Origin of the sequence: Paenibacillus sp. 32352, assembly GCF_002042965.1 — a bacterium.
Classification (GTDB): domain Bacteria; phylum Bacillota; class Bacilli; order Paenibacillales; family NBRC-103111; genus Paenibacillus_S; species Paenibacillus_S vulneris.
In genome coordinates, this window is sequence record NZ_MZNT01000001.1 from 192856 (window position 1) to 218330 (window position 25475).

Here is a 25475-nt window from a genome sequence, read left to right on the forward strand (position 1 = left end):
GGAGATTGTCTGGCATTCCCTCTTAATAGATACTAGAATAGGAGTAATATATTAAAAGAGAATCATGGAAGGCGGCGAGAGGCCTTTCGCATGATCAGGAGGGACATCATGACTGTGTTTAATGTATTGGAATACGGAGCTGTCGGAGACGGCGTAACGATGAATACGGAGGCCATTCGAAGCACGCTGGAGGCTTGCGAGGCTGCCGGTGGCGGGACGGTCTATTTTCCGGCGGGGACCTATTTAACCGGCGCCGTTCATCTGAAAAGCAATATGACGATCCATATCGATTCGGGGGCCAAGCTGTTGTTCTCAACGAACCCCGACGATTATCCCTTTGTGAAAACCCGATGGTCCGGGTATGAATGCTACGGCTATTCTCCGCTCGTCTATGGGGCGGATCTGACGAATATATCGATCGTGGGAGGCGGCATCATCGACGGTCAAGGCGCCGCTTGGTGGCAGCAATACCGTGAATGCAAGGCGGGACGCCGTCCTTCTACCGAAAGAGAGCTACAGTTGTTTGACCTGAACCGTCATCTCATGGATATCAAAAGTAACATTGTGGAATGGGAGACGCAATTTTTACGTCCGGCCCTCTTCCAGCTGTTCCGCTGCACGAACGTGCGTCTGGAGGGCATCACGCTGCAAAACTCACCGTTTTGGAATACGCATCTCGTGTACTGCGATAACGTAACCATTCACGGCGTTTTGATTCAAAACCCTTCGGACACGCCGAACGGCGACGGCCTGGATATCGATTCCTGCCGTTATGTCCGCATTTCCGACTGCCAGTTTGACGTAGGGGATGACTGCTTGTGCTTGAAATCGGGCATTGACGAGGATGGAAGACGAATCGGCATCCCGACGGAGAATGTGACGGTAACGAACTGCACGATGCGGGCAGGCCACGGCGGAGTCGTACTGGGCAGCGAAACGGCGGGCGGCATTCGCCATGTGACGATTTCCAACTGCGTCTTCATTGGAACCGACCGGGGCATCCGCTTCAAATCAAACCGTGCGCGCGGAGGAACGATCGAGCATGTACAGGTGAATAACATCTTCATGAAGGGTGTGCTTTGCCCGATCGCGATCAATTCCTTTTACCGTTACGGCGTCGATCCTTCCAATCCTTCGATTTCCAGCCCTGAGCCTCAGCCGATTTCGGAATCGACACCGGTATTCCGTCACATCCGACTGAGCCATATTACGGCAACGGAAGTATTAGGCGCTGCAGGGTTCCTGTACGGTCTGCCGGAAATGCCGATTGAGGATGTCGTGATGGATCATATCCATATTGAAATGACAACGGATCCGAATGAACAGGGCGGCGAGCCGGATATGGTGCGTGAGGAGCTCGTCATGGCGGGCAAAGGAATGTACTGCAAATATGTGCGCTCGCTTCAGATGCATCATGTGCGTATCGAAACAAGGGAAGGCGCTGCGCTGACCATCGATAACAGCGATGATATCGAGTTGATCGGCTTCGGAATGAAGAAACCGCATCCTGCCACACCGGTTATGGAATTGAGGAATACGCAGGAGGTCTTCGTACAAGGCGGCTCGGCGGCACGGGGAACCGATGTTTACGCCAAAATCAGCGGAGCCGATACGCGGGATATCGTGTTTGCCGGTAACCGGCTGGACAAAGCGGTGCAGGACGTACTCGCGGATACTGCGGTGCAAGGGTCCATTGTGGTAAAATAAGGCTAAAAAAGCAGGTGACATGATGAAAGTATTGGTTCTTGGCGGAACAGGTGTAATCAGCCGTTCGGTGGTCGAACAAGCTCTGGCTCAGGGTCATGAGGTGACCGTCTTTAACCGGGGCAGCAAAAATCATTTGTTCGCAAATGACGTACGCGTCCTCATTGGCGATAAGTCCAACCGGGAGCAGTTCCGTGAACAGATGAAGGATCAGGAGTTCGATGCGGTCATCGATATGATTTCGTTCGACGCGGTGGATGCGGAATGTACGCTGGAAGCCTTCAAGGGAAGAGCGGGACAGTTTATCGTTTGCTCCAGCACAGCCGCTTATAAGAGACCGTTCCGCACCATTCCGACCGTGGAGGATGCGGAGGAGCTGTTCGATGATCCGGCCTTTCCTTACGCTTTCCATAAAGCCGAGATGGAGCGCTACTTGCGCAAGGTAATCGAACGTGGAGAAGCTGCGGTGACGATGATTCGTCCTTCCTTAACCTATGGGATAGGATGTGCCAATCTTGGCGTCCTAAGGCAAAATGTCAATATCGTGCACCGTATTCGTGCCGGCAAGCCGCTGGTGATGTTCGGTGACGGAACCGTTCCATGGAGCTTCAGCTTTGCTCCGGACGTGGCCAAAGCGTTCGTAGGAGCCGTAGGCAACAAGCAGATGATCGGCCAAACCTATCACGCAACGAGCGAGGAAGTGCATATCTGGCAGGATCTATATCTGGAAATGGGCAAGCTCCTGGGCGTAGAGCCGCATATCGTTCATCTAAGCTCCGATCTCCTTGTGGAGGCGAATCCGTCTTTATTCAGTCACTTGTATTATGAGAAAAGCTACTCCGGCTTGTTCGACAACAGCAAGCTGAAACGAGATCTGCCCGGCTTTCGGGCGGAAATCTCTCTATCCGCAGGCCTGTCCATGCTACTAGATTGGTATGAGCGGGAAGGGCATCAAGCCGATCAGGAGAAGGATCTTCTGGAAGACCGGCTAGCCGGGGCCCATGCGGATTTCTGCAGGCAGCTAAAGGATATGAAGCTCTAGCTTGAGATGACAAAGAAGCCGATGATGCGTTGGTGCAGCTATGGTGCGCACAGCCTGTCCTCGGCTTCTTCAAAAATGACTATATTATGACAAATGCCGATTTTCATAGGAAGCCGGCATTTTTTTATATATAATGTCATTGATACTGAATAATGCTAGGACAGGAAGGTGTCTCCATGCTGAAAACTCCCATTGGGCGGTTGCGCGCCGTCGGCCTTTATGAGGGAATTTCATTTCTGGTGCTTCTCATCATTGCCATGCCTTTGAAATATTATGCAAACTTTCCGCAAGCCGTCAAAGTTGTCGGGATGCTTCACGGGGTTTTATTCGTTCTGTATTTGTTAGCTCTTGCTCATGTGACGTTTGCACATCGTTGGAACATTTTGAAAGTGCTTGGAGCCATTATTGCATCGCTGCTTCCGTTCGGAACCTTCGTGATGGAGGCCCGATTGCGCAAAATCTACGGATAGGTGTAACGGAATAGAAGGACAGAAAAACTGGCGTGCGCCGGTTTTTTTTATTTACAGAACAAAAATCTTAGGTTTATGCAAATACATATGAGCATTCTACATGTTAATGCAACATTTCTTTTTTTATAATAGAAAGGATGCACTTACTAGGATCAGCTAAGATCTAATAGCTTTCAGTAAAGGAAGGAGTCTCACAATATGACCCGTTTAGTCCAAGACACGGATTCGCTCCGTTCAACGTTATGGTATCAGCAGCCGGCAAGCAAGTGGCAGGAGGCCCTCCCGATAGGCAACGGACGTTTGGGCGGAATGATATTCGGAACGGTAGCCCAGGAAAAAATTCAATTAAATGAAGATACCGTATGGTACGGCGGTCCTAAAAAGGCGAACAGCCAGGACGCGATTCACCATGTGGACGAGATTCGCCGTCTATTATTCGAAGGCAAGCAGCAGGAAGCGGAGCATTTAAGCCGGATGGCGCTTATGTCGGCTCCGAAGTATTTGCACCCGTACCATCCTTTAGGGGATCTGTTCTTCTATTTCCTGAATCACGACAAAAAGACGGAGGCGTACCATCGGGAGCTGGACCTGGAAACGGCGACCGCCAGCGTCCGTTATCAGATAGACGGCTATGAATATTCGAGGGAATATTTCAGCAGCGCAGCAGATCATGTTATGGCCATCAGGCTCAAGACGAATAAGCCGGGCGGGCTTACGTTCGGCGTTCACTTTATGCGCCGTCCATTCGATGGCGGCAGCAAATGCATCAGCTCCGATACGATCATGATGGTCGGCGAATGCGGCAGGGATGGCGTGCAATTCCGCGCCGGACTTAAGGCTATCGTAAGCGGCGGGTCCGTCTGCACCGTCGGAGATTTTCTCTCCGTGACCGAAGCGGACGAGGTGACGCTGCTGCTGGCGGCTAACACGACGTTCCGGTACGATGATCCGGAGAAGGCGTGTCTCGAGCAGCTGGAGCTTGCATCGGGTAAATCCTACGAGCAGCTGAAGCAGGCTCATATTGCCGACTATTCGGAGAAGTTCGGCCGTGTCCGTCTGGAGCTTGCGTCGTCCGACGCTGCTTCGAAGCTGAAGCTTCCTACCGATGTTCGTCTGAAGCAGGTGCAGGAGGGGCAGGACGATCTGGAGCTGGTCCGGCTATTCTTCGACTTCGGACGTTACTTGCTCTTATCATGCTCGCGCCCGGGCAGTATTGCCGCGAACCTGCAGGGGATTTGGAACGACAGCTACACCCCGCCGTGGGAATCGAAATTTACGATTAACATTAACACCGAGATGAACTATTGGCCTGCGGAGCTGTGCAACCTGGCGGAATGTCATGAGCCGCTGTTCGATCTGATCGAAACGATGCTGCCGAACGGCCGTGTGACGGCACGTGAGGTCTATGGCTGCAGCGGGTTCGTCGCTCACCATAATACGAATATTTGGGGCGACACGCATGTCGAAGGGATTCTGGTATCCTCCTCGATATGGCCGATGGGTGCCGCATGGCTCTCGCTTCATCTATGGGAGCATTACCGCTTCGGTCTCGATACAAGCTTCTTGGCCGACCGCGCGTATCCGATTATGAAGGAAGCCGCTCAATTTTTGCTGGACTATATGACGGAGGATTCGAAAGGACGCCTGGTAACAGGGCCATCCATGTCGCCAGAGAACAAGTTCATTTTGCCGGACGGAACGACAGGCAACTTGTGCATGGGGCCTGCCATGGACATGCAGATCGTGTATACGCTGTTTACGGCCTGTACGGAAGCGGCCGGCATTCTTGGCTGTGACGACGAATTTTGCCGGAAGCTGAATTCGGCGCTCGAACGCATTCCAATGCCGACAATCGGCAAATACGGTCAGGTGATGGAGTGGCTCGAGGATTACGAAGAATTCGACCCGGGCCACCGCCACATCTCCCAGCTGTTTGCGCTCCATCCGGGCGAGATGATTCACGCCCGCCGTACGCCTGAGCTTGCGCTTGCAGCCAAGCGTACGCTGGAGCGGAGGCTCTCCCACGGGGGAGGCCATACCGGCTGGAGCCGTGCATGGATTATTAATTTCTGGGCAAGGCTCGGCGAAGGCGATACGGCTTACGAGAACGTAAAGGCGCTGCTGGCCAAATCAACCTATCCGAACCTGTTCGACGCGCATCCGCCGTTTCAAATTGACGGGAATTTCGGCGGTACGGCCGGCATCGTAGAAATGCTGCTGCAATCCCACAGCGGGGAGCTCTCCTTGCTTCCGGCATTGCCGAAAGCTTGGCAGGAGGGCACGATTACGGGAATTCGCGCCAGAGGCGGCGTTGAAGTGGATCTGAAGTGGAAGCAGGGAGCTTTATCCAAAGCCGTGCTTCGTCCCAGCCGCAGCGGGATTATCGCCGTCTATTATGCCTCGCCGTTACAAGCTCATTGCGAAGGCAAGCCGGTCTCCGCATCCTACGAGGAAGAGCTTCTGAAGCTGCCGGTAGAAGCAGGTGCCTCCTACGTGCTTACACCTGGCGTATAATCTGTTACTTCCGACCTGCCGAGTCCTGATGGGGCTCGGCATTTTTTTGTCCCCGTAGACATAAAGTCATGAACATAATCTGAACATTGGAAAGGAAAGGCAGGAGTTTTGGCGGATTGCGTCGAAATGGAGTGCATGCAGGATAAACAAAGGGAGGCATATGTATGCAATATTCTATTTTCCAATCGGTCAAAATTGTGGATATGAATGACGAGATTATGTCGGAGGTCCTGTTCCACCATGGGGAGCACGAGCTGGTTGCCTTGTCTGTGGGCTCTTCGGTCATTACGCATCAATTGGGGCTCCGCCAGTTCGAGGTCGTGTATGACAAGCGGGAAGGGAAGCAGCAAAAGGTTAGTATCGTCAATATCGAGACGGATTTAATGGTAAGCCCTGCGGTTACCCGTGTCTATTTGGAGCCGGTAACGCTTATTATCGGTCAGCATGACGTTGGCCAGATTTTCTAATTTCAGCTCCTAGGGGCTGAGCAGCCACCGGTCTCATTGGCAACAGGATCGGAAATCGGATATGATGGTATGTGCAAGAGGATCGTGATGGAATTGCCATATCGGAGGTAGATAACATGAATACACGCTTTGTGGTGACCGGCGGCATTTGTGCGTTTTTGTCGGTGGCATTAGGAGCTTTCGGTGCCCATGCCCTCAAGACGAAAATCCCGGCGGACATGCTGGCGGTGTATGAAACCGGCGTACAGTATCAAATGATGCATTCGCTTGGGCTCATCGCCATAGGTCTCATCGCAGCCATGCTGCCAAATAACAAGCATCTGGCCAGAGCGGGATGGTCGATGCTGATCGGTATCGTGCTGTTCTCCGGCAGCCTGTATGTGCTCGCCGTTACGCAAATCAAGCCGCTGGGTGCGATCACCCCGTTCGGCGGTGTCGCCTTTCTGTTCGGCTGGCTGTCCTTGGTGCTGGCCGCGCTGCAATATAAGAAGCAATAGGGAAGCAGGAGAAGAACTCTGGCCGAATGAGGCCGGAGTTTTTTGCGCTCTCCCAAGGGAATTTCAGATACGGTTTGAAAATAGTTCCAAAGAACTAGATGAAAGAGAATGTATAAATGATTGAGATGTAAATAAGGCTTATTGACGATAAAATCGTCATAATATGGCGAAATACGCACTTATTATCATTTTGAGGCAGGAAAATCATACCTGTATGTAGAATTAAGCAGTGAATCTCATTGTCGAAAAATCCGCGCAAAGGAGGGGCAATGATGTGGAAAAGGACAGGCTTTTTAACGGTTATGAATAACAAAGGGCCGCTTCTGCTGGTTGGCTTGCAACTAGTGTTGTCGGCCAGTGCGGCATGGTGGGTCGATCGTCCTATGGAATGGGGATTGCTTGCTCTTGGTAACCTGTTAGTCGTCCTGGTGCTTTATCGCATTGCTCGGCTAAGGTTCGCACAGGCTTGCAGCGTGGAAACCGGCGCAACCATGAAGATTAATGAAAAAGTATTTGAATCGTTATTCGAGAATAATCCGAATGTAGTCTGCTTGATGGACAAGGAAGGAACCATCGTTAAAGTCAATGGGAACACGGAGCAGCTTCTCGGTTATACGAAGCAGACGATGGAAGGAGGCCCCTTGTGGCCGTTTCTTTCAGAGGAAAGCTTGAGTAAGACAAGGAGTGCGCTAGATCAAGTTCGCCGCGGGGTGCCGCAGACGTTCCGGACGGGCATGCTTCATAAGGACGGTTACCGCCTCGATTTGGAAACGACCGCAGCGCCGGTCAAGGAAGGCGATATGTTAAGCGGAATCATCGTGATCGGCCAAGACATTACGGTGACCAAGCGAACGGAAGAGCGTATTCGCCACATGGCTTATTATGATGATATGACAGGGCTGCCTAATCGAAGAATGTTCCATTCCCAGCTGAATGAGGCTATTGACTCGGCTATGCAGCACCGGCACTTGCTGGCTGTTTTATATGTTGATATAGACCGGTTCAAAATTGTTAATGACTGCTTCGGCCATGATTATGGTGACATGCTGCTGCTGCAATTGGCTGAGCGTTTTTCCCGATGCATTTCGGAGAATGATTACCTGGCAAGGACGGAAGGCGATGAATTTGCCTTTATGTTTACGGATCTGAGGCATCCGGATGAGGTCCATCCGATAGCCATGCGCATATTTGAGATGCTTGTGGAGCCGTTCCTGTTAGAGGAGCATCAGGTGCATGTGACGGCCAGTATCGGAGCCGCCGTGTTATCCGATGAGGAGAAGGACGCTGACTCTCTTTCCAAATGCGCGGATATTGCATTAACCCGGGCTAAGGACAAGGGGAAAAACAATATTCAAGTGTTCCATTCGGCTATGAAGGCCGTTTCCTTGCAAAGGCTGACTCTTGAAAGTGAATTAAGAAAAGCGCTAAACCAAAACGAATTCGAATTGAAATACCAGCCGCAGATGGATATCAAGACGGGAGCTATCGTAGGCTTCGAAGCGTTGATCCGGTGGAATCATCCGGAGAAGGGAGTTATCCCTCCTATGGACTTCATCCCTTTTACGGAGGAAAGCGGGATGATTATCCCGATAGGAGAGTGGGTGCTGCAGGAAGCGTGCAGGCAAAACAAGATGTGGCAAAAGCAGGGGCTCGCTCATATTCCCGTCTCCGTTAATCTTTCGACGCGCCAGTTTCTTCAGCATAACCTCCGCGATAAAGTGGCTGAGGTGCTCAGCAATACGGGGCTTGATCCTTCGTACCTTGAGCTGGAAATTACCGAAAGCAGCACGATGGACGTGGACTATGCAACGGGCTTGCTGCTGGAGCTCAAGTCTCTCGGCGTCAAGATCAGTATTGATGATTTCGGGACCGGCTACAGCTCGTTGTCCTATTTGAAACGGTTTCCGATCGATAAGCTGAAGATCGACCAGTCTTTCGTTCGGGACATTATGACAGATCCGAACGATGCCGCTATTGTGGCATCCATCATCTCGATGACGCGGCATATGAACCTCAAGGTTATTGCCGAAGGAGTCGAAACGGAGGAGCAGCTCGGCTTCCTTCATCATAACCATTGCAATGAAATTCAAGGGTACTGGTTCAGCCCTCCCTTGAGCGCGGATCAGGCAGAGGCTTTGCTGCTTGATCTGCATGAGCCTCAGTCTGCGGCTGCGTCGACCGCCAGCCGGATTAACGAATAAGCGAGCTTTTGGGTTTCCCCTAAAGCTCGCTTTTTGTTCACGTTAACATCACAATCAAAGATGGGGGAGGAGAATGGCTTAAAGCCGACTAAACCCCGGATTGAAACGCTTTCTCAATTGTCCATATTAGGTGATGGAGAAATCGTCAATTTCATTAATTTTAAACAAATAGACTTGTTTTTCATCGACATGATAGACCGAAACATTTTCAGTTGGCGGGTCGAAATTCAGGATACGACAGGGAATGTTGAGCTTGACTCCCTTTCCCTTAACGACACTAAGTCTAACCAGAGAATTGTTTTGCTTAAATTGCTGGAGTTGATCCCAGATCGCTTGATGCGGATCCGCCTTCGGAGGAACATTCGGTTCCTTGGGTTTGACAGGCGATGGCTTCGGCTCCTTGGCGGGCTCAACCGGCTTTTCCTTAGGTTGACTGTTCGCTTCCCGCAGGGCTTGTTCAATAATCTTACCTAATTCAACCCCTTCTTTAATTTGGTAATCCTCGATGTCATCTCCATTTAGCAAGTGAAGCAGCCTCTCCAGAGCACGCCCATTAGTCTCGTCTTCGATGAGAATGTCTACATTAAAAAGGAATCTGCGTTTGCCGATTCGGTTTTGATCGGACTTCATGGATGCCCCTCCTTTAGACCTATAACAAACTAACTATACCATTTTTTGAGCATCGAAAGTAGACAAAATTTCAGTGAAAGCATATTTTGTTGAAATTTTGGATAATCGCTCCATTTGACTCACAAGCGGGCGGGCAGTCACATACAATAACCTACAGTGCTGAATGAGAAGGAGTTGCTGACGATGATGCGCATGGAACCCGTTTCACTAGACGGCTTCACCGCTCTGGCCATTGAGGTTAAGCTTCCCAAGACAACCTTGCTGGCGGTTACTACGGATAAGGGCTACATTATGTGCGGAGCCTTGGACGTCGGGCTGCTGAACGAGCGGCTGAAAGACCGGCGTATTATAGCCGGAAGGGCGACTGGAGTACGGACCATCGAGGAGCTGCTGAACGCCCCTCTGGAATCGGTAACCTACGAAGCGGAGGAGCTGGGAATCGTTCCGGGTATGATTGGCCGGGATGCGGTTCTGAGAATGAGATAATGCATATTCGAGTGATAACGCAGCTATAGAGCAGCCTGCAGAATTCGTTCTGCAGGTTTTTTGGTACGGTTTTATTTCCCTGTTGCACTGTTCTGCCCGAAGGAAATCATTTTTCTATGTCGAATGATAGAGTAGGTTGCTATCCCTCAAAAAAAGAAGGTGTCGCATGAGCGAGTTTAGCGAAAGCTATCATTTGAAAACGGCTGATAGAGATGAAGTGGTCAGACTCCTCAACCAAACCGGGAAAAAAGGATATGTATTTGAAGAGACCAACGGCTGGGTTACGTTTGTGTTTGACGGAGAGCCCTTTCAGGCGGATGAAGCGATTGTTTCCCATAACCCTGGCCTTTTGGTCCATTATATTTATGCGGAAGATCATGGCTGGGAACTGAAAATATTCAAAAAAGCAGAGCTTGTGTTTGATTACCAATGCGATTGGACGGATGAAATCGAAGTGAAGAGAAATCTTTACGATATTCGCGTCATCAAAGAATTGGTTATGGATCAAGAAACGTCATTGGAGGATTTGGAATCCATATTTATTAACGAGCATCAAGATGCCATTTTCGACGAAATTCCTCCTGCGCATCAATTCGCTTCCTTGATTGGATTAGTTCATGTCGATTGGATCTCTTTTGACTCCATGGAGTGGCGTCATGCTAACGAGGAGGATATCGTAGTCGTAAAGTAAAGCGACTTTTAGAAGCACAGGACGGCAGCCGTACCCGATGGGGCGGATTTTTTTGTTGACCATAGAGATACATCAATTCGGGGCTGCCCACCAACACGGGAGTATACCGGCAATAGTTCTTGCTCTATAGCCTTCTCAATAGACTTGCCCTGCTTTGTGGGGGCCATATCGTTGTTGAAACAGCTAGTTTAAGCGGAGCGGGAACGATGTATAATAGGAGGGCAGTCTACATATCCAATAAGGAGCTAGCTTATGTTTCACTTACTGGTCGATATGCTCGAACGCGTCGGATTTCTTATTGCGACCGCTTTCGTCTTTTCGAGGAGCAAATGGATGAGAAGCTACATGAGCTATCAAGGCGATAAACGCAATCATTGGCGCTTTCTTGTTTTTTTCAGCTTATATTCCATTCTCGGCACCTATTCGGGAGTGGAGGTCTCCCAATATGCTTATCAGCCGGCGCCTTGGATAGAAAGTGTCGCCCCGTCGGCGGCTATAGCCAATTCTCGTACGGTTGGCGTTATGATCGCCGGGCTGCTTGGAGGCGTCAAAAGCGGCGTGATCGTCGGAGCCGTTGCCGGTCTGCACCGCTTTTCCTTGGGAGGCTTTGTGGCGGTAGCCTGCGGCTTGGCTCCTGTCCTGCAAGGCTTGCTAGGCGGCTTGTGCCGGAATGCCTTAAAAAGAAGATTCCGCAATATGTCTTCGGTGGCATTGGCGTTTATCGTCGGGCTGGTGGGAGAATTGCTTCAAATGGCGCTGATCCTGCTGCTTTCCAGGCCTTGGGACGAGGCTTTGGGGCTGGTTCTGCTGATCGGGATCCCGCAAACGATAGCCAACAGTACGGGAGTGGCGATGTTTTTCATGGTGCACAACACCATAGAAAGCGAAGAGGACCGGATCGGTAACGAGCATGCACGGAAGGCGCTGCATATCGCCGATATGACGATGCCGCTGAGGAAATTGGATATGGATAAGGCCATTCAGGCCATTACCGTTATTCTTCACGAAGAAACGCTGGCGGTGGGCGCTTTTTTCTACAAAAACGGAAAAGAGCAGGTGATGGAAGGCCGAAGAACGCCTTATTGGATCGACCTGCCTATCGAGTCGCAGAGGAACAAGCCTATCGGGTTCTTTCGCTTGTTTTATCCGAGACAGCAGGACGATAGCCCTTCCCGCCGCAGAATGCTGAAATCGTTGGCACAGCTGCTGTCTCAGCAATATACGTTCGTGGAGGCGGAACGCCATTCCCAGCTGCTGGCGGATGCTGAGATTCGATCCTTGCAGGCTCAAATGAGCCCTCATTTTCTGTTCAATGTATTGAACACGGTCAAGTCGTATATCCGCACCAGGCCGGACGATGCAAGGCAGCTGGTCATGCATCTGTCCAAATGGATGAGAAACAACATGAATAACAGCAGCAAAACGCTGGTTCCGATTCGTGATGAGCTGGAGATGGTAACCGCTTATTTGACGTTGACCAAAGCGAGGCTGGGCGACCGGCTGCTTTTTGTGACGGATATAGACGAGCAGGTGCAGGATGAGCTGATTCCCCCATTTTCTATACAGCCGCTGGTTGAGAACGCTCTTGTACACGGACTCAAGCATTCAAGCAGGCCCGGTATCGTTAAGCTGTCCATCAAGAACGTGACGGAAGGAGACGAGCCCGGGATTCTCGTTACGGTAGAGGATAATGGAATCGGCATGCAGTCCGGTCCACAGCAGGGAGAGGAGCATGCAGGAATAGCGCTCAGCAATATTGAACAGCGGCTTCGGTATCATTACGGGATGGAGCATGCGCTGGACATTGAAAGCAAGCCCAATGAAGGAACGAAAATCAGCTTCAAGGTGAGGAGACAACCATGGGATGGACAATAGTTATTGCCGATGATGAAGCGCCGGCCCGAGAGGAATTAGCCTACTTGATCGAACAAGTGGACGATGTGGATCGCGTGATTCAAGCGGCTGGTGGCATGGATGCGGTCAAGAAGGTGAAGGAATTCTCGCCGGATGTGCTGTTTCTGGATATGGAAATGCCGGATTTGAACGGGCTTCAAGCGGCCCAGGTCATAGCGGAGCTGAATCCGCAGGTCAAGATCGTGTTCTCGACCGCTTACGATCAATATGCCGTCGAAGCGTTCCGGCTGCGTGCGTTTCATTATATTTTGAAGCCCTATGACGATAGGGATGTCTTTAGTGTATTCAAGGAGCTGCGCCGGGCGGAGCAGGGACCAAGGGTCAAAGCACCGGCGGAAACGGCTCGGCACGTGCAGCCGGCAAGCGTCAAGCTTGCTCTTGAGGTAGAGGGAGGAATCAAGTATGTTTCGCCGAAGGACATCGTATATATAAGCAAGGAGGGCAAGCATGTCCAGGTGCATACGAGAGATCATGCTTATGATGCCGCTTATACGCTTCAGGATTTGGAGGAGAAGCTGCTCCCTTACGGCTTTTTCCGCTGTCACAAAAGCTATCTGATCCATATGGAAGCGATAGCGGAGTTGAAATCCTGGGTTAATGGAGCCTACAACGTCATGATGAATGACTCCCGCCAAAGCATGGTTCCCGTCAGCCGCAACTATGTAAAGGACCTGCGTTTGAAGCTGGAAATTTAACATCTTGAGCATGATTTTGAACATGATGCGTCATAACGGTATTCACAGAAAATAAATCGAGCTATACTACATGCAAGCGTTATCATACGCATCATGTTCAAATTTTTTGTTCGATTATGGAGGGGTATCCTTATGGCTAAAGGCATAAAATCCATCGTGGTATGGGGGCTTATTTCTATACTGGGGGCTTTCGGCTTTGCCACGCTGGCTTTGAACAGGGGAGAATCGATCAATGCCATTTGGCTCGTGGTGGCGGCGGTTGCTTTTTATGCGGTGGCCTATCGCTTCTACAGCAAATTTCTTGCTAATAAAGTGTTCGGATTGGACGATAACCGAAAAACGCCTGCCGAGATCAAAAATGACGGCAAGGACTATGTGCCGACGAATAAGTGGGTGCTGTTCGGCCATCATTTTGCGGCAATAGCCGGAGCGGGGCCGCTTGTCGGGCCGGTATTGGCAGCCCAGATGGGATATTTGCCCGGAACGCTGTGGATTATTATCGGGGTTATATTGGGCGGAGCCGTTCAGGATTTTGTCATCCTGTTCGCCTCCACACGGCGCAACGGGAAGTCGCTCGGCGAAATGATCAAGGACGAGCTCGGCTCTGTAACCGGTATCATCGCTATGATCGGGATTCTTGGCATCATGGTCATTCTGCTGGCCGTTCTTGCGCTCGTCGTTGTTAAAGCATTGATCGGAAGTCCGTGGGGCATGTTTACTATTGCAGCGACGATTCCGATTGCCATACTCATGGGATTGTACATGCGCTTTATTCGTCCGGGACGCGTATTGGAGGCTTCCATCATGGGAGTAATTCTCCTCCTGGCGTCGCTTATCGCAGGGAAATACGTAGCTGAGAGCCCGGCGTTATCCGCCATGTTCAGCTTCAGCGGCGAGACGATCGCCCTGATGATGATTGCTTACGGCTTTATCGCGTCCGCCATTCCTGTATGGCTGCTTCTAGCGCCGCGCGACTACTTGAGCACGTTCTTGAAGATCGGCACGATTGCGGGCCTTGCGCTTGGTATTCTTGTCGTTATGCCCGATCTTGCGATGCCGGCGACGACGAAATTTTTGGATGGAACCGGGCCTGTATTCGCCGGCAACCTGTTCCCGTTTCTGTTTATTACGATTGCTTGCGGCGCCGTCTCCGGTTTCCATGCGCTGGTTTCCTCCGGAACGACACCGAAGATGCTGGAGCGCGAATCCCATGCCCGTCCGATCGGTTATGGCGCTATGCTGATGGAATCCTTCGTAGCGATTATGGCGTTGATTGCCGCTTGCGTCATTACGCCAGGCACCTATTTTGCCATTAACAGCCCGGCTGCAGCTATCGGAACCGACGCGGTGAAGGCAGCGGCAACAATCAGCTCCTGGGGCTTCACGATTACACCTGACGATTTGACCACCATGGCCAAGGATGTCGGCGAAAGCACCATTATTTCCCGTACAGGCGGCGCTCCTACGTTCGCTATCGGGATGGCCCACATCCTATCCAATGTCATTGGCGGTAAAGCCTTGATGGCTTTTTGGTATCACTTTGCCATTCTGTTCGAAGCGTTGTTCATCCTGACGACGATCGATGCGGGAACCCGGGTCGGCCGGTTCATGATCCAGGAAATTCTCGGCAGCGTCGTTAAACCTCTCGGCAATACAGAGTCGATGGCCGGCAATGTCGTGGCGACCGCCATCTGTGTCGCAGGCTGGGGGTACTTCCTGTATCAAGGAGTTATCGATCCGCTCGGAGGCATCAACTCCTTATGGGCATTGTTCGGAATCGCCAACCAAATGCTCGCCGGTATGGCGCTTCTGCTCGGCACGACGATCTTGTTCAAAATGGGGAAAAAGAAATATGCATGGGTTACGATGCTGCCGACGGCCTGGCTGCTAATCGTTACTTTAAGTGCAGGCTGGCAGAAGCTGTTTCATAAGGCGACCAATATCGGCTTCCTGTCGCACGCCCGGCTTTACAAGGATGCATTGAACAGCGGCAAGCTGCTGGCGCCAGCCAAAAATCCGGCGCAAATGCAGCAGATCATTACAAGCGACTATTTGGACGCCATTCTGTGCGGCTTGTTCATGCTTATCGTTATCGCCGTCCTGATCTCCTCCATCCGGGTGTGGTTCCGGGTGCTGAACCATAAGCCGGCTCCGTTGGTGGAAGCGCCGTATGTGGAGCGGGGCGGTCAATCCGGCGGGGAGGTGCCTAAATATGTTTGAGGCCGTGAAGGAAGTGCTGAAATACCGGAATCAGTTTCTCGATCTGCTGGTAGGGATGCCTAATTATGAGCGATATGTTGAGCATATGCAGGAATGCCATCCGGACGAACCGGTACAAACGAGGGAGCAATTTTTCCGCGAAGCGCAGGAAGCGCGCTACAATGCCAAAGGCGGCAAAGTATCCCGCTGCTGCTAGGAATACTTTTTGAACTAATAACCTTACCCGCAGCCTTCTGAGAAGGCATGCGGGTATTGCTGCAGTGCAGGGGATTACACCGTTTTTTTCCTCACCAACGTATAATTGGTGTAAGGGATAGAGGCGTCCACATGCTGCTCATAGATGACAATGAAATCATCGGGATCAAACGGCGGGAAATATATATTACCGGGGACCTCTTCATCAAGAACGGTCAAATAGATGGTATCGGCCAGCGGCATCGCTTCGGCGTAGATTTGCCCGCCGCCGGCGACGAACACCTCTTCTTGATCACGCACGAGACCGAGGGCATCCTGCAGGGAAGAGACCGTAGTGCAGCGGTCCAGCTCGATATGTTTTGATTTGGAAATGACAATGGTATTTCGTCCCGGCAAAGGCTTGCCAATGGATTCGTACGTTAACCGTCCCATAATCATCGTTTTCCCCATAGTCAGCTCTTTAAACCGTTTTTGTTCGCCGGGAATATGCCAAGGGATATCCGCGTCACGACCGATCACGCGGTTTTTGGCCATGGCTGCAATTAATGAAACTATCATATGAACACCTCAGATTTTTACAGGAATATCATAAATAATAACATACAAATCCAATGGTGCATGCGGTAAAATGAGAGCGGTATTCGAGTATGGGGCATCGACTAAGAGGAGGGAGTTCATTTCATGCTGATTGAAAGCGTTATCAAAACAAGCGGTTCAAGCATCCGCTTATCGGATGGCACGGTGGCGGCAGAGACGGATGTGCGAATAGAACAGGAATGGCATGGAGACAGGCTGAAGGCCAGGGTGGTCAACACCTCGAATCAACCGCTTCGAATCCAGGAGGCGGTTCTGTTCGCCGGCGAGCTGGCGTTGAAACCGGAGACACCTTTTTATGGAGAGGGCTTTATGATGCTGTGCCAATACGAAGGGACGCTGGCATCTCCCCAATTATTAGGAGCCTACGGGACGGATTGGGACTTTTTCCGGCTGCCAAGAACGCGGTTTAACGAGCATTTGTGGACGGTGTACAATCTGATTCAGTTGTCGCCGGAGCATCAGGACCCTATCCTGCTGGCGTTTACTTCATGCAACCGTTTTGTAGGGGAGTTTCGCTTTAAGGACAATTATATGGAAATTGTGATGGATACCGAAGGGCTAGAATTGGAGCCGGGACAATCCTGGGAGCTGGAGTCGTTTATCGCTATCAGCGGCCCGGACCCTCATAAGCTGTATGAACGGCTCGCCGGAGACATTCAAAGCAATCATCCGCGGAAAACATATCCCGAAATCCCGAGCGGCTGGTGCTCTTATTACTGCCTGCGGCCGATGAATGCTCTGGGCTTGTACGAGAATGCCCGCGGCATTGCCGAGCGGATCCCCGAGCTGAAGCGGATTCAAATCGATGGGGGATACGAGGCGCATAACGGGGACTGGCTCATTCCGAGGGCTTCCTTAGGCGCGGATATGAAAACGATCTGCGAGGGGATAAGAGCGGAAGGGGTAGAAGCGGCAGGCTACATTTCTCCATTTATCGTGAGCACGGAATCGAACCTGTTCAAGGAGCATCCGGATTGGCTCGTACGTGACGAGGAAGGCAATCCGTTTAACGAAATCGGGCGCAAGCGCGAATGGTATATGCTCGACGGAACCCACCCTGAAGTGCAGAACTATTTGCGGCATATATCAAAGGTCATGCATGACGAGTGGGGAATACGTTACTTCAAGCTGGATTTCCTGGCTTACGGCTGCCTGCCGGGAGGAGTCCGTTACGATCCGAAGGCGACAAGGGTGGAAGCGTTCCGCCAGGGGATGAAGGCCATCGTTGACGAGGTGGGGCATGACAGCTTCATCTTGGGCTGCAATGCACCGTTCTGGCCGATTCTCGGACTGATTCACGGCAACCGGGTGACAAATGATATTTTCAGAGACTGGAAGCATGTTTCGAACAACGCCCGGGAGCTGTTTTACCGCAATTGGCAGCATGATACATTATGGTATAACGATCCTGACGTTATCGTTCTGGAGAGCCTGGATTTGACCGGACGAAAAAACGGGGAGGTCGTCATCAAGAAATCGACGCTGACCGAGCAGGAGTTTGAGTTTCATAAGGCATTTATCGCGGCTTCCGGCGGCATGATTCTAAGCGGTGATTTGCTGTACCAGCTCTCGGAGTCCAATATCCGGGTATTGAAGAAGCTTATCGCCGATACCGGCCAAGCGGCTCGCTTCGATGACACGAGCTTTACCGTGGGCAGAATTCAGCAGGAGGATCGTCTGACGCTGTGTCTTTTCAACTGGGAGGATGAAGGCAAGGAGATGCATGCTGCGCTTGAAGGCACCTACCGGGTAAGCGATTATTGGACGGATGAGGAGCTTGGCGAGTTCAGCGGGGAGCTTCGCATTCGTATGGAGCCTCATGGAGGCAGAGTGCTTGTGTGCCAGCCCGCTTAACGAAATAGAAAGGGCCTTCCGGCTATGCGGAGGGCCCCTTCTTCCGATTAACGGTTTTACTTTTTCATATCGGCGATGGTTTTGGCGACACTCTCCTCTATCTCGCGGAATGCGGTGTTGATATCCTTCTTGCCCTGGGCCAGCGGAATGAGCGGAGCGCGGAATCCTTTTTCGGCTTCGGCGTCATATAACGTTTTGGGAGATATCGGGGCGAATTGGTTGAAGAATACCGATTTCAGGTTCTTATCTTTAGCATATCCCGCTTGGCCGAACACGCTCTGGACGTTTTTATCGGTCAAGACGGTCATAATGCCCTTCTTGGACAGCTCGGTCTGGAATTCCACCGATATCAAATATTTGATGACCTCCATGGCCTGCTCCTTATACTTGCTTGTGTTCGTAATGCTGAAATACGTAGGATAAGATTGCGATCCTACACCGGGCAGCTCTTTAAAGGTCGGGTAGGAGACCATGTCCCAATTCAAATTGGATAAATCCTTCTGCACGAATAAGTAAGACTGGTAGCCGTACATGGCAACCGTTTGATCCTTCCAGAACATCGTATCCGCCTCAGGCAGCAGATTTCTGCTTTCGATGCTCGCCTGGAACCCTTCCAGCTGTGCAGGCCTTAATATGGCCGATTCGTAGATCGTTTTCCAGCGGGGATCGGTAATGGTGGCCTTTTCGGTCTTAGGGTCAACATAGGGAATGGAGAAGGAGTTCAGCCGGAAATAGTGAATGTTGGACATGCCGAAGCCAAGGTAGGCTTTGCCGTTATCGGTACGTGTAAGCTTCTTGTTCAGCTCGACCACGTCGTCCCATGTCATGCCGTCTTTAGGATACGGAACTCCAAAGCGATCGAAGATATCCTTGTTATAAAAGAGCGCCATATTATTATTGGATACGGGAAGGCCGTACATCCCGCCATTCGAAATCGCCTTCATAGCCTCTATGGTCGTCGGCTCAAAGCGGCTCAAGTCCACATTGTTTTTCTGGATAAGCGGGGTCATATCATACTCCAGCTTGTACTTTATCAATCCGCTGACGAACTGTCCGACCGATTCCCAGTAAATATCAATCGGCGCATTGGCGGCCATCAGCTCATCCAACGTTTGGCCTTTTGTCTTTTGCAGGTACGTAATTTTATATTGAGGAAATTTTTTGCGGATCGCATTGCCGAACCGGTCGTCGAAGCTTTCTACCGGATCCCCGCTATTGGAGTAAAATACAAGCTCCGCAGGCTGGCTCAAATCGACGGATGGTTCCGCAGGCTTGCCTGCCGGTTGATTATTGGAGCATCCCGCAAGCCAGCTGGTAAGGACCAGACAGCTTGCCATCATAATGTTAGCTTTTGCGCGCATAATCTCACCTCTACACGAGTATTTGAAAGGGTTTTCATTATTGTAAAGCAACCGGTAATAGTTTTCTTGCCAGTAAATTGCTCGAAACCGGCATTCTTCACTTATATTGCGAAAAACGGCCTTTGTGGAAAGGGGTATCCGGAAATGCAAGAGTACACATTGTTCCAGTACAACAATGCGCGCCGAACATTTCATTTCAGCCACCTGCTGCGCAAACATCCGTATGATCAGAAAAAAAGCCATGTTCATGAAAAGCACTATGAAATTTACTTTTTACTCTCCGGCGAGCGCAATTATTTCATTCAGGACCGTGTGCTGGCGGCGCAAAAAGGAGATTTGGTCATCATCAACAAAAATGAGCTGCATCATACCGCAGATCGCGGCAATCCCGGCCACGAAAGGCTTCTTATCAACTTTACGGAAGACTTTATCAATCATCCCATGGAAGATGAGCCTGCCGTCCTGCCTTTTCCGTGCGGTTCCGGGGTGATGAAGCTGAGCCGGGACGAGCAGGACGCCGTAAAAAGCCTGATGTTCAAAATGAAGCATGAATTAAAAAACGGCTCGACCGGCTATTCGATGTTCGTTAGGGCACTTCTCAGCGAGCTGCTGCTTATGATATGCCGTTGGGGAGACCACCATAAGCGCGAATCCGACCCGTCCAATCCGCTTCACGGCAAGATTACGCAAGCGGCCCGTTTTATGAGGAAGCATTATATGGAGGACATTACGATTGCCAAGCTCTCCGAGCAGTTTTACATAAGCCCTTATTATCTTTGCCGCATGTTCAAAAGACTGACCGGGGTCGGCGTCGTGGAATATATCCAGATGGCCCGGGTCAAGGAAGCGCAGCGGCTTCTGGCAGAGACGGACGAGAAAATTATTGCCATTGCGGAGACCGTAGGCTACAAGCAGGTAGGACATTTCAACCGGGTGTTTAAAAAATGTGCGCATATGACCCCGCTGCAATACCGCAAACAAATCCGTTCCCATCATTAGGCACATGAAAGGAATAGAATCTGCAGGTCCAGGACAACCTATGCAACAAAATTGGAAATAAGGAGCAAATGTACCATGACTTTGCATAAAGAGTCCTCCGCCGGCGGCCTGCCGCAATTCCCCGATTCTTACTGGCTTCGCTCCATGAATGTTCCCCGCTTCCCGGAGTTAACCGAAAATATGCAAGCGGATGTCGCAGTCATCGGAGGGGGAATAACCGGAATCACAACCGCTTATTTGCTGGCCAAGCGGGGCATGAAGGTCGTCGTCCTGAACGCGGGCCGTATTCTCCAAGGGACCACAGGCTCGACCACCGCCAAAGTGACGGCCCAGCATGATCTGATCTATGACGAGTTCATCTCTCACTTCGGGCTGGAGAAGGCTCGCCTGTATTATGAAGCGAACCAAGAGGCTATCACGTTTGTGAAGGATACCGTCGCCGAACTGAATATCGATTGCCAGTTCAGTGAAGAGGATGCTTACGTCTATACGAGCCAAGAGGATTACGTTCAGAAGATTGAGAATGAATACAAGGCTTATGAGAAGCTGGGGATTCCGGGAGAAATCGTCTCCTCCACCCCGCTTCCTTTTGCAACCAGGGCGGCCGTCATTATGAACCGTCAGGCCCGTTTCAATCCGGTTCCGTTTCTGGTCAAGCTGGCGGAGGAGATTATCCGGATGGGGGGACATCTATACGAGGAGACCACAGTGATCGAGTCGACCTTGGAGACGCCCGCGGTTGTGAAGACGAAGCAGGGACCCCAAGTCTCCTGTCATTATGTAGTCAGCGCCACTCATTTTCCGTACCAGGATATGAAGGGATTGTATTTTGCACGGCTCCACGCGGAGCGGTCTTACGTGCTTGCCGTACGCACCAAGAATCCGTACCCCGGAGGGATGTATCTAAGTGCGGAAAATCCGAAGCGTTCGCTAAGACCCCTGCTCATCGACGGCGAGCCTGCTGTTCTCATAGGCGGTGAAGGGCACAAGACCGGACAGGGACAGTGCACCTTCCAGTATTATGAGAATCTTCAGAGGTTCGGCCAGCAATCGTTCGGAATCCGGGAGATTTTGTACCGGTGGTCCGCCCAGGATATTTATACTTTGGATAAAATGCCCTACATCGGGCTGCAGTGGCCTGATGTTCCCAACCATCTGATAGCTACCGGCTTCCGAAAATGGGGGATGACGAACAGCATTGCGTCCGCGATACTGAACACGAAGCTCATTGCAGGCGAGAAGAGCCCTTATGAAGAAGTGTTCACTCCCCGTCGGTTTCATGCCGATCCGAGCCTGAAAACCTTCATATCTCAAAATGCTAACGTAGCGGTTAACCTGGCCGCGGGCAAGCTTGAGCTGGTACGAAGACATCCGGAGGAATTGGAGCCTGGGGAAGGGTCTGTCGTACAAGTGAACGGCAAAAGAGCCGGGGCTTACCGGGAAGCGAACGGGAAGCTGTATATCGTAGATACCACTTGCAAGCATATGGGGTGCGAGGTGGAATGGAATGATGCGGAGCGGACATGGGATTGTCCTTGCCACGGGTCGCGGTATTCCTTCCGGGGCGATGTGATTGAAGGACCGGCGAAGGAAGCCCTTCCCCGTCTGGATTAGCCACACAATACAAGCGTATAAAACAAGGTGCCTGCGCGGATAGCGGGCACCTTGTTGAATTTACGGCTAGCCTTCCAATACGACCATTTGGTGGCATTCCAGTCTCGGTACCGTATAGCTGACGGTATCGCCGTCTGTTTCGAAAGGCAGCTCTTCCATTTGCGGAGCGAGATAGACCCTGCGAATCGGTTTACCCAGCTTTAGCGAGACGGAGATATCATAGAGAGGGATCAGATCCTCGATCACCTCGACTCCCGAGCCGCGTTTTACCGGAGTCGCATAGAGCAGATGATTGACATAGCGCTGCTCGGCAGGCTGCTCCATCAGAGTGACGATTCCTTGCGCAGGAAGATCGGTACGCAGCGTTTTATCCGGCAGCAGCCGGTTTAAGGCGTACAGTACGCATTCCTTAAGGGCAAGGCTTCCTTTATCGGCGTAATCGGCGAATACGTTCCATGCGAAATAGATGCCGTTCGCGCTCTCGACCATCCCCGGACCGTTATCCTGAAGGGCGCTCGGCGTATGCTGATGGGAGCAGAAGGTGAACACATCCCGGTTAAAGTAAGGATTTTCCCGATGCCCCAGTACGGTTCCGGTCGTCAGACGGACCTGCTGCCCCTCGGAGTAGAAGACGAAGGCGGCGTTGTGCAGGCTGTTCAGCTCGAAGTGCGGCCGGAAGTAATCCGGCCGGTAAGGATTCACTTGCTCCCATTCAACCCCAAGATCGATGGCGAAGGAGTCACCGGTCTCATTCAAGCCTGAACGTCCTGTGGCGAGTACCTTGCCACCCTGCGCGAAGAATTCGTTCAATTTGGCTTGCAGAGCCGGGGGAATTGTAATTTGATCGGGCAGTATGACGACTTTGTATCGCGTAAAGTCATGCTCCAAATCGATGACGTCGAACAATAGCTTCCCTTCGAGAAGCATTCGCACCGCACCCGCATCCGAGGTTCCCGTACGGTCGCCGCGCTTTTCTTCCTTTTGCGAGGCGGCGGCCTCATAGGAGAGCAGAGCCACGTCGGCAACACTTGCCGTGCCGGTGCACCATGCTTCCTTGCTCTCCACCTCTCGGTAGGCGGCACCGATCAGCTCATAGGTGGCCGGGTCCATGAAGCCCTCCGGATGGAGCTGATCCCCGATCGAGCAGCGCGCTCCGTTCGCTATGCTCAGAGCAGTCTCATACCGAAGCGCATTCGGGTGCTTGTAGCCGCCGAATTCCCCCCAGGTCGTATGAAACTTGCCTGTCATGCCAAGGTAATCCATACCGAGTCCCTGCGCGTACCTGGCGGAGAGCGGGAAGTGATCGTAGCCCCAGCCTCCGGTCGGCAGAGACTCCAGCTCCAGATGCGAGTTCATCCCGGCCAGATCCCGTCTTCCCCGCCGAATATGCCCTCCATTGTGAAAGACGGGCAGACCGGGCTTGATGCTGTCTATCGCTTCGCGAATCCGGGCGGTATAGCTGGCGTAGATCCGTTCCCCAAGTGCGAGGACAGCGTCCTTGTCACGGGGATCCTGGCCCTCGCTGCGAAGCGTGCGGACGCAGGAGTGGCAGTAGCATTGGCGCACCCCTACAATGTCCAAAAAGATGCCGTCGGCGTCATAGGTGCGAACGACTTCCTCCACCTGACGCACCAGTATGTCCAGGTAGGGCGTATTAAAGCAAAGCTGATGGTAGCCCGGCTTCATAAAGCCGTCTACCCAATTCGTGTTATCGTTAATGTCGCGGATCAGCCATTCGGGATGGCGGCGCGCCAGCTTCTCGTCCAGTCCTGCAGAGAGGTAGACCGGCGTTTTGACGTTGATCTCATGAGCGGCTTCAATCATGGCGCCGAGCAGGTCAAAGTCAAGTCCGGGGTGGATTTCATTCGCCTCCGACGGATGATAGGCCCAGCCGTGATGGCATTTGGAGAACACCGTGATCGAATCGACCCGGCCCCTCTGGAGCATCTCCTGAAATTGCTGCTTGGAAAATTGCCTGCCGATATGGGGTATGGCTTCCGAAGTGTGAAAATCCAGATGAACCTGGCGAAAACGCATGGACACTGCACGCTCCTTTGAGATAAGTAGTAGGTTGTATGAGATAACCTGATAGCGATTACATGTCTTCACTATATAGGATAGCACTGCCGCGGATATAGGTAGGTGCACGACCATTTATAGTACGTTTTCGACCGAATCTGCGGATTGAATTTGGCGGCCCGGTGCACTACACTAAGAGCAAGAAGGACGTGAAGGCTTGCTGCCGGGAGGAAACCGATGGATATCTTACAGCTGCCCATACCTCCGCTGCCCCAGTTTTTAACGGCGGGATTTTCAATATGGAAGAAAGGCATGCAGCACTTCGAGCGGTCGTTTGAGGTGTATGACCTCATCATCGTTTGCAGCGGAACCTTGTATATGACCGAGGATGGGGTTCCCTACGACATTGAGGCCGGTCAAATGCTGCTGCTTGAGCCCGGAAGGACGCATTTCGGACATCGTCCCTGCACGGAGGAGACGGAGCTGTACTGGCTTCACTTCCGCCACCAACGGGCCGTGGCGCAGCTTCCGGAGAAGCATATCCCTTGGTCGACACTCGTCCGCAGGGGGACGGACAGCGATCTGACGCCGGCGGAGCAATACTTGTTCTTGCCTAAATACGGGCCGGTGGACCGAAAGCCGCTGATCCCCGTCCTGAATGAGATGCTCCGGCTGCGGGAAAGTCTGACGCAGGAGCATGCCGTAGACCTGCAGGTCGTATTAGGGAAGCTGCTCTCGGTAATCCAGGCGGGGGTTCGCGAGCAGCGCAGGTCGACCCGGTCCTATCTCATCTCGGAACAGGTCAAGGCTTATCTGGAGGAACGCGTCACGGAGCCTTTTCAGGCCGCCCGCATGGCGGAGGAGCTTCATTTTAACTTTGATTATGTGGCACGCTGCTTAAAAAGGCATACCGGGCTTAGCCCTCTGCAATACCACCACGCGCTTAGAATGGAGGCGGCCAAACGGCTCCTGACCCGAAGCGCGCTGCCGGTTCCCGAGGTCGCCGCTCAGGTCGGCTTCAGCGACTATAATTATTTCATCAGGCTGTTCCGCAAGTCGGTGGGCATGACGCCGGGGCTGTATCGTCAATCAGCCAAGGGCTTTATCTAATGGCTTGGCTTCATCCAATAGCACAATTACGGTCGGCAAGGGGGAGCGGGCCTGTTAGCGCAGGATTAGGATAGAAAACGGCTTAAAACTGGCCTCGATACAGTAAGATTTAGGGATCAATTGGCATTATGCATCGGGATGGGTATAATAAACGTGGGATATGGAACGGAAACTTTCGTTAATAGGGGGCGGCCG

General features: G+C 51.9%; 21 protein-coding genes. 17 read left to right on the forward strand and 4 right to left on the reverse strand.

Annotation, left to right across the window (positions count from 1 at the left end; translation table 11 throughout):
- The first annotated feature begins 108 nt into the window (after positions 1-108).
- The 7 genes from B1728_RS00990 to B1728_RS01020 all read left to right on the forward strand — a co-directional run bounded on the left by B1728_RS00990 (position 109) and on the right by B1728_RS01020 (position 8895).
- Positions 109-1707, forward strand: a complete 1599-nt coding sequence (locus tag B1728_RS00990; RefSeq protein WP_079908309.1) for a glycoside hydrolase family 28 protein — start codon at positions 109-111, stop codon at positions 1705-1707.
- A gap of 19 nt (positions 1708-1726) precedes the next feature.
- Entirely contained in the window at positions 1727-2746 is a 1020-nt protein-coding gene (locus B1728_RS00995; protein WP_079908310.1) for an NAD-dependent epimerase/dehydratase family protein, read from the forward strand.
- A gap of 176 nt (positions 2747-2922) precedes the next feature.
- Entirely contained in the window at positions 2923-3216 is a 294-nt protein-coding gene (locus tag B1728_RS01000; RefSeq protein WP_079908311.1) for a DUF3817 domain-containing protein, read from the forward strand.
- A 198-nt stretch (positions 3217-3414) separates the two neighbouring features.
- Positions 3415-5730 (forward strand): glycoside hydrolase family 95 protein, encoded by a 2316-nt coding sequence (locus tag B1728_RS01005; protein ID WP_079908312.1) that lies wholly within the window; start codon positions 3415-3417, stop codon positions 5728-5730.
- A 164-nt stretch (positions 5731-5894) separates the two neighbouring features.
- Entirely contained in the window at positions 5895-6197 is a 303-nt protein-coding gene (locus B1728_RS01010; protein ID WP_079908313.1) for a hypothetical protein, read from the forward strand.
- A 116-nt stretch (positions 6198-6313) separates the two neighbouring features.
- Positions 6314-6694 carry a DUF423 domain-containing protein gene (locus B1728_RS01015; protein WP_079908314.1) on the forward strand — a complete coding sequence of 127 codons (381 nt, stop codon included), beginning with the start codon at positions 6314-6316 and terminating at the stop codon, positions 6692-6694.
- 269 nt (positions 6695-6963) lie between these two features.
- On the forward strand, positions 6964-8895 hold the full coding sequence (locus tag B1728_RS01020; RefSeq protein ID WP_079908315.1) for an EAL domain-containing protein: 1932 nt from the start codon (positions 6964-6966) through the stop codon (positions 8893-8895).
- Positions 8896-9021: 126 nt separating this feature from the next.
- On the opposite strand, the gene B1728_RS01025 is transcribed toward B1728_RS01020, so the two are convergent.
- Entirely contained in the window at positions 9022-9525 is a 504-nt protein-coding gene (locus tag B1728_RS01025; protein ID WP_079908316.1) for a hypothetical protein, read from the reverse strand.
- Positions 9526-9708: 183 nt separating this feature from the next.
- On the opposite strand from B1728_RS01025, the gene B1728_RS01030 reads away from it, so the two are divergent.
- From B1728_RS01030 to B1728_RS01055, 6 genes are all read left to right on the forward strand, one after another.
- Entirely contained in the window at positions 9709-10011 is a 303-nt protein-coding gene (locus tag B1728_RS01030; protein ID WP_079908317.1) for a YunC family protein, read from the forward strand.
- A 166-nt stretch (positions 10012-10177) separates the two neighbouring features.
- Entirely contained in the window at positions 10178-10702 is a 525-nt protein-coding gene (locus B1728_RS01035) for a hypothetical protein (protein ID WP_079908318.1), read from the forward strand.
- Between the two features lie 252 nt (positions 10703-10954).
- Positions 10955-12577 carry a LytS/YhcK type 5TM receptor domain-containing protein gene (locus tag B1728_RS01040; RefSeq protein WP_079908319.1) on the forward strand — a complete coding sequence of 541 codons (1623 nt, stop codon included), beginning with the start codon at positions 10955-10957 and terminating at the stop codon, positions 12575-12577.
- The gene (locus tag B1728_RS01045; protein ID WP_079908320.1) at positions 12562-13311 is read left to right on the forward strand and encodes a LytR/AlgR family response regulator transcription factor; all 750 of its coding nucleotides are present in this window, start codon (positions 12562-12564) and stop codon (positions 13309-13311) included. Before B1728_RS01040 ends, B1728_RS01045 begins: the two co-directional genes overlap by 16 nt.
- Positions 13312-13443: 132 nt before the next feature.
- On the forward strand, positions 13444-15531 hold the full coding sequence (locus tag B1728_RS01050) for a carbon starvation CstA family protein (RefSeq protein WP_079908321.1): 2088 nt from the start codon (positions 13444-13446) through the stop codon (positions 15529-15531).
- Positions 15524-15727: a YbdD/YjiX family protein gene (locus B1728_RS01055; protein ID WP_079908322.1), complete on the forward strand. Its 204-nt coding sequence runs from the start codon at positions 15524-15526 to the stop codon at positions 15725-15727. Before B1728_RS01050 ends, B1728_RS01055 begins: the two co-directional genes overlap by 8 nt.
- A 74-nt stretch (positions 15728-15801) precedes the next feature.
- Here B1728_RS01055 and B1728_RS01060 read toward each other — a convergent pair whose 3' ends face one another.
- Complete coding sequence (locus tag B1728_RS01060; RefSeq protein ID WP_256865187.1) at positions 15802-16284, reverse strand: dihydrofolate reductase; 483 nt, start codon at positions 16282-16284, stop codon at positions 15802-15804.
- Positions 16285-16407: 123 nt separating this feature from the next.
- On the opposite strand from B1728_RS01060, the gene B1728_RS01065 reads away from it, so the two are divergent.
- The gene (locus tag B1728_RS01065) at positions 16408-18177 is read left to right on the forward strand and encodes a glycoside hydrolase family 36 protein (protein WP_079908323.1); all 1770 of its coding nucleotides are present in this window, start codon (positions 16408-16410) and stop codon (positions 18175-18177) included.
- 56 nt (positions 18178-18233) lie between these two features.
- Here B1728_RS01065 and B1728_RS01070 read toward each other — a convergent pair whose 3' ends face one another.
- Positions 18234-19538, reverse strand: a complete 1305-nt coding sequence (locus B1728_RS01070; protein WP_179135830.1) for an ABC transporter substrate-binding protein — start codon at positions 19536-19538, stop codon at positions 18234-18236.
- A gap of 144 nt (positions 19539-19682) precedes the next feature.
- On the opposite strand from B1728_RS01070, the gene B1728_RS01075 reads away from it, so the two are divergent.
- Both B1728_RS01075 and B1728_RS01080 read left to right on the forward strand, forming a co-directional pair.
- Positions 19683-20537 carry an AraC family transcriptional regulator gene (locus tag B1728_RS01075; RefSeq protein WP_144027725.1) on the forward strand — a complete coding sequence of 285 codons (855 nt, stop codon included), beginning with the start codon at positions 19683-19685 and terminating at the stop codon, positions 20535-20537.
- 75 nt (positions 20538-20612) lie between these two features.
- Entirely contained in the window at positions 20613-22151 is a 1539-nt protein-coding gene (locus tag B1728_RS01080; protein WP_079908326.1) for an FAD-dependent oxidoreductase, read from the forward strand.
- 66 nt (positions 22152-22217) lie between these two features.
- Here the strand turns inward: B1728_RS01080 and B1728_RS01085 are convergent, their stop codons facing one another.
- Positions 22218-24188: a beta-galactosidase trimerization domain-containing protein gene (locus B1728_RS01085; protein WP_079908327.1), complete on the reverse strand. Its 1971-nt coding sequence runs from the start codon at positions 24186-24188 to the stop codon at positions 22218-22220.
- Between the two features lie 219 nt (positions 24189-24407).
- Here B1728_RS01085 and B1728_RS01090 point away from each other — a divergent pair, with 219 nt between their 5' ends.
- Positions 24408-25280, forward strand: a complete 873-nt coding sequence (locus B1728_RS01090) for a helix-turn-helix transcriptional regulator (protein WP_079908328.1) — start codon at positions 24408-24410, stop codon at positions 25278-25280.
- The last annotated feature ends 195 nt before the right edge of the window (positions 25281-25475 follow it).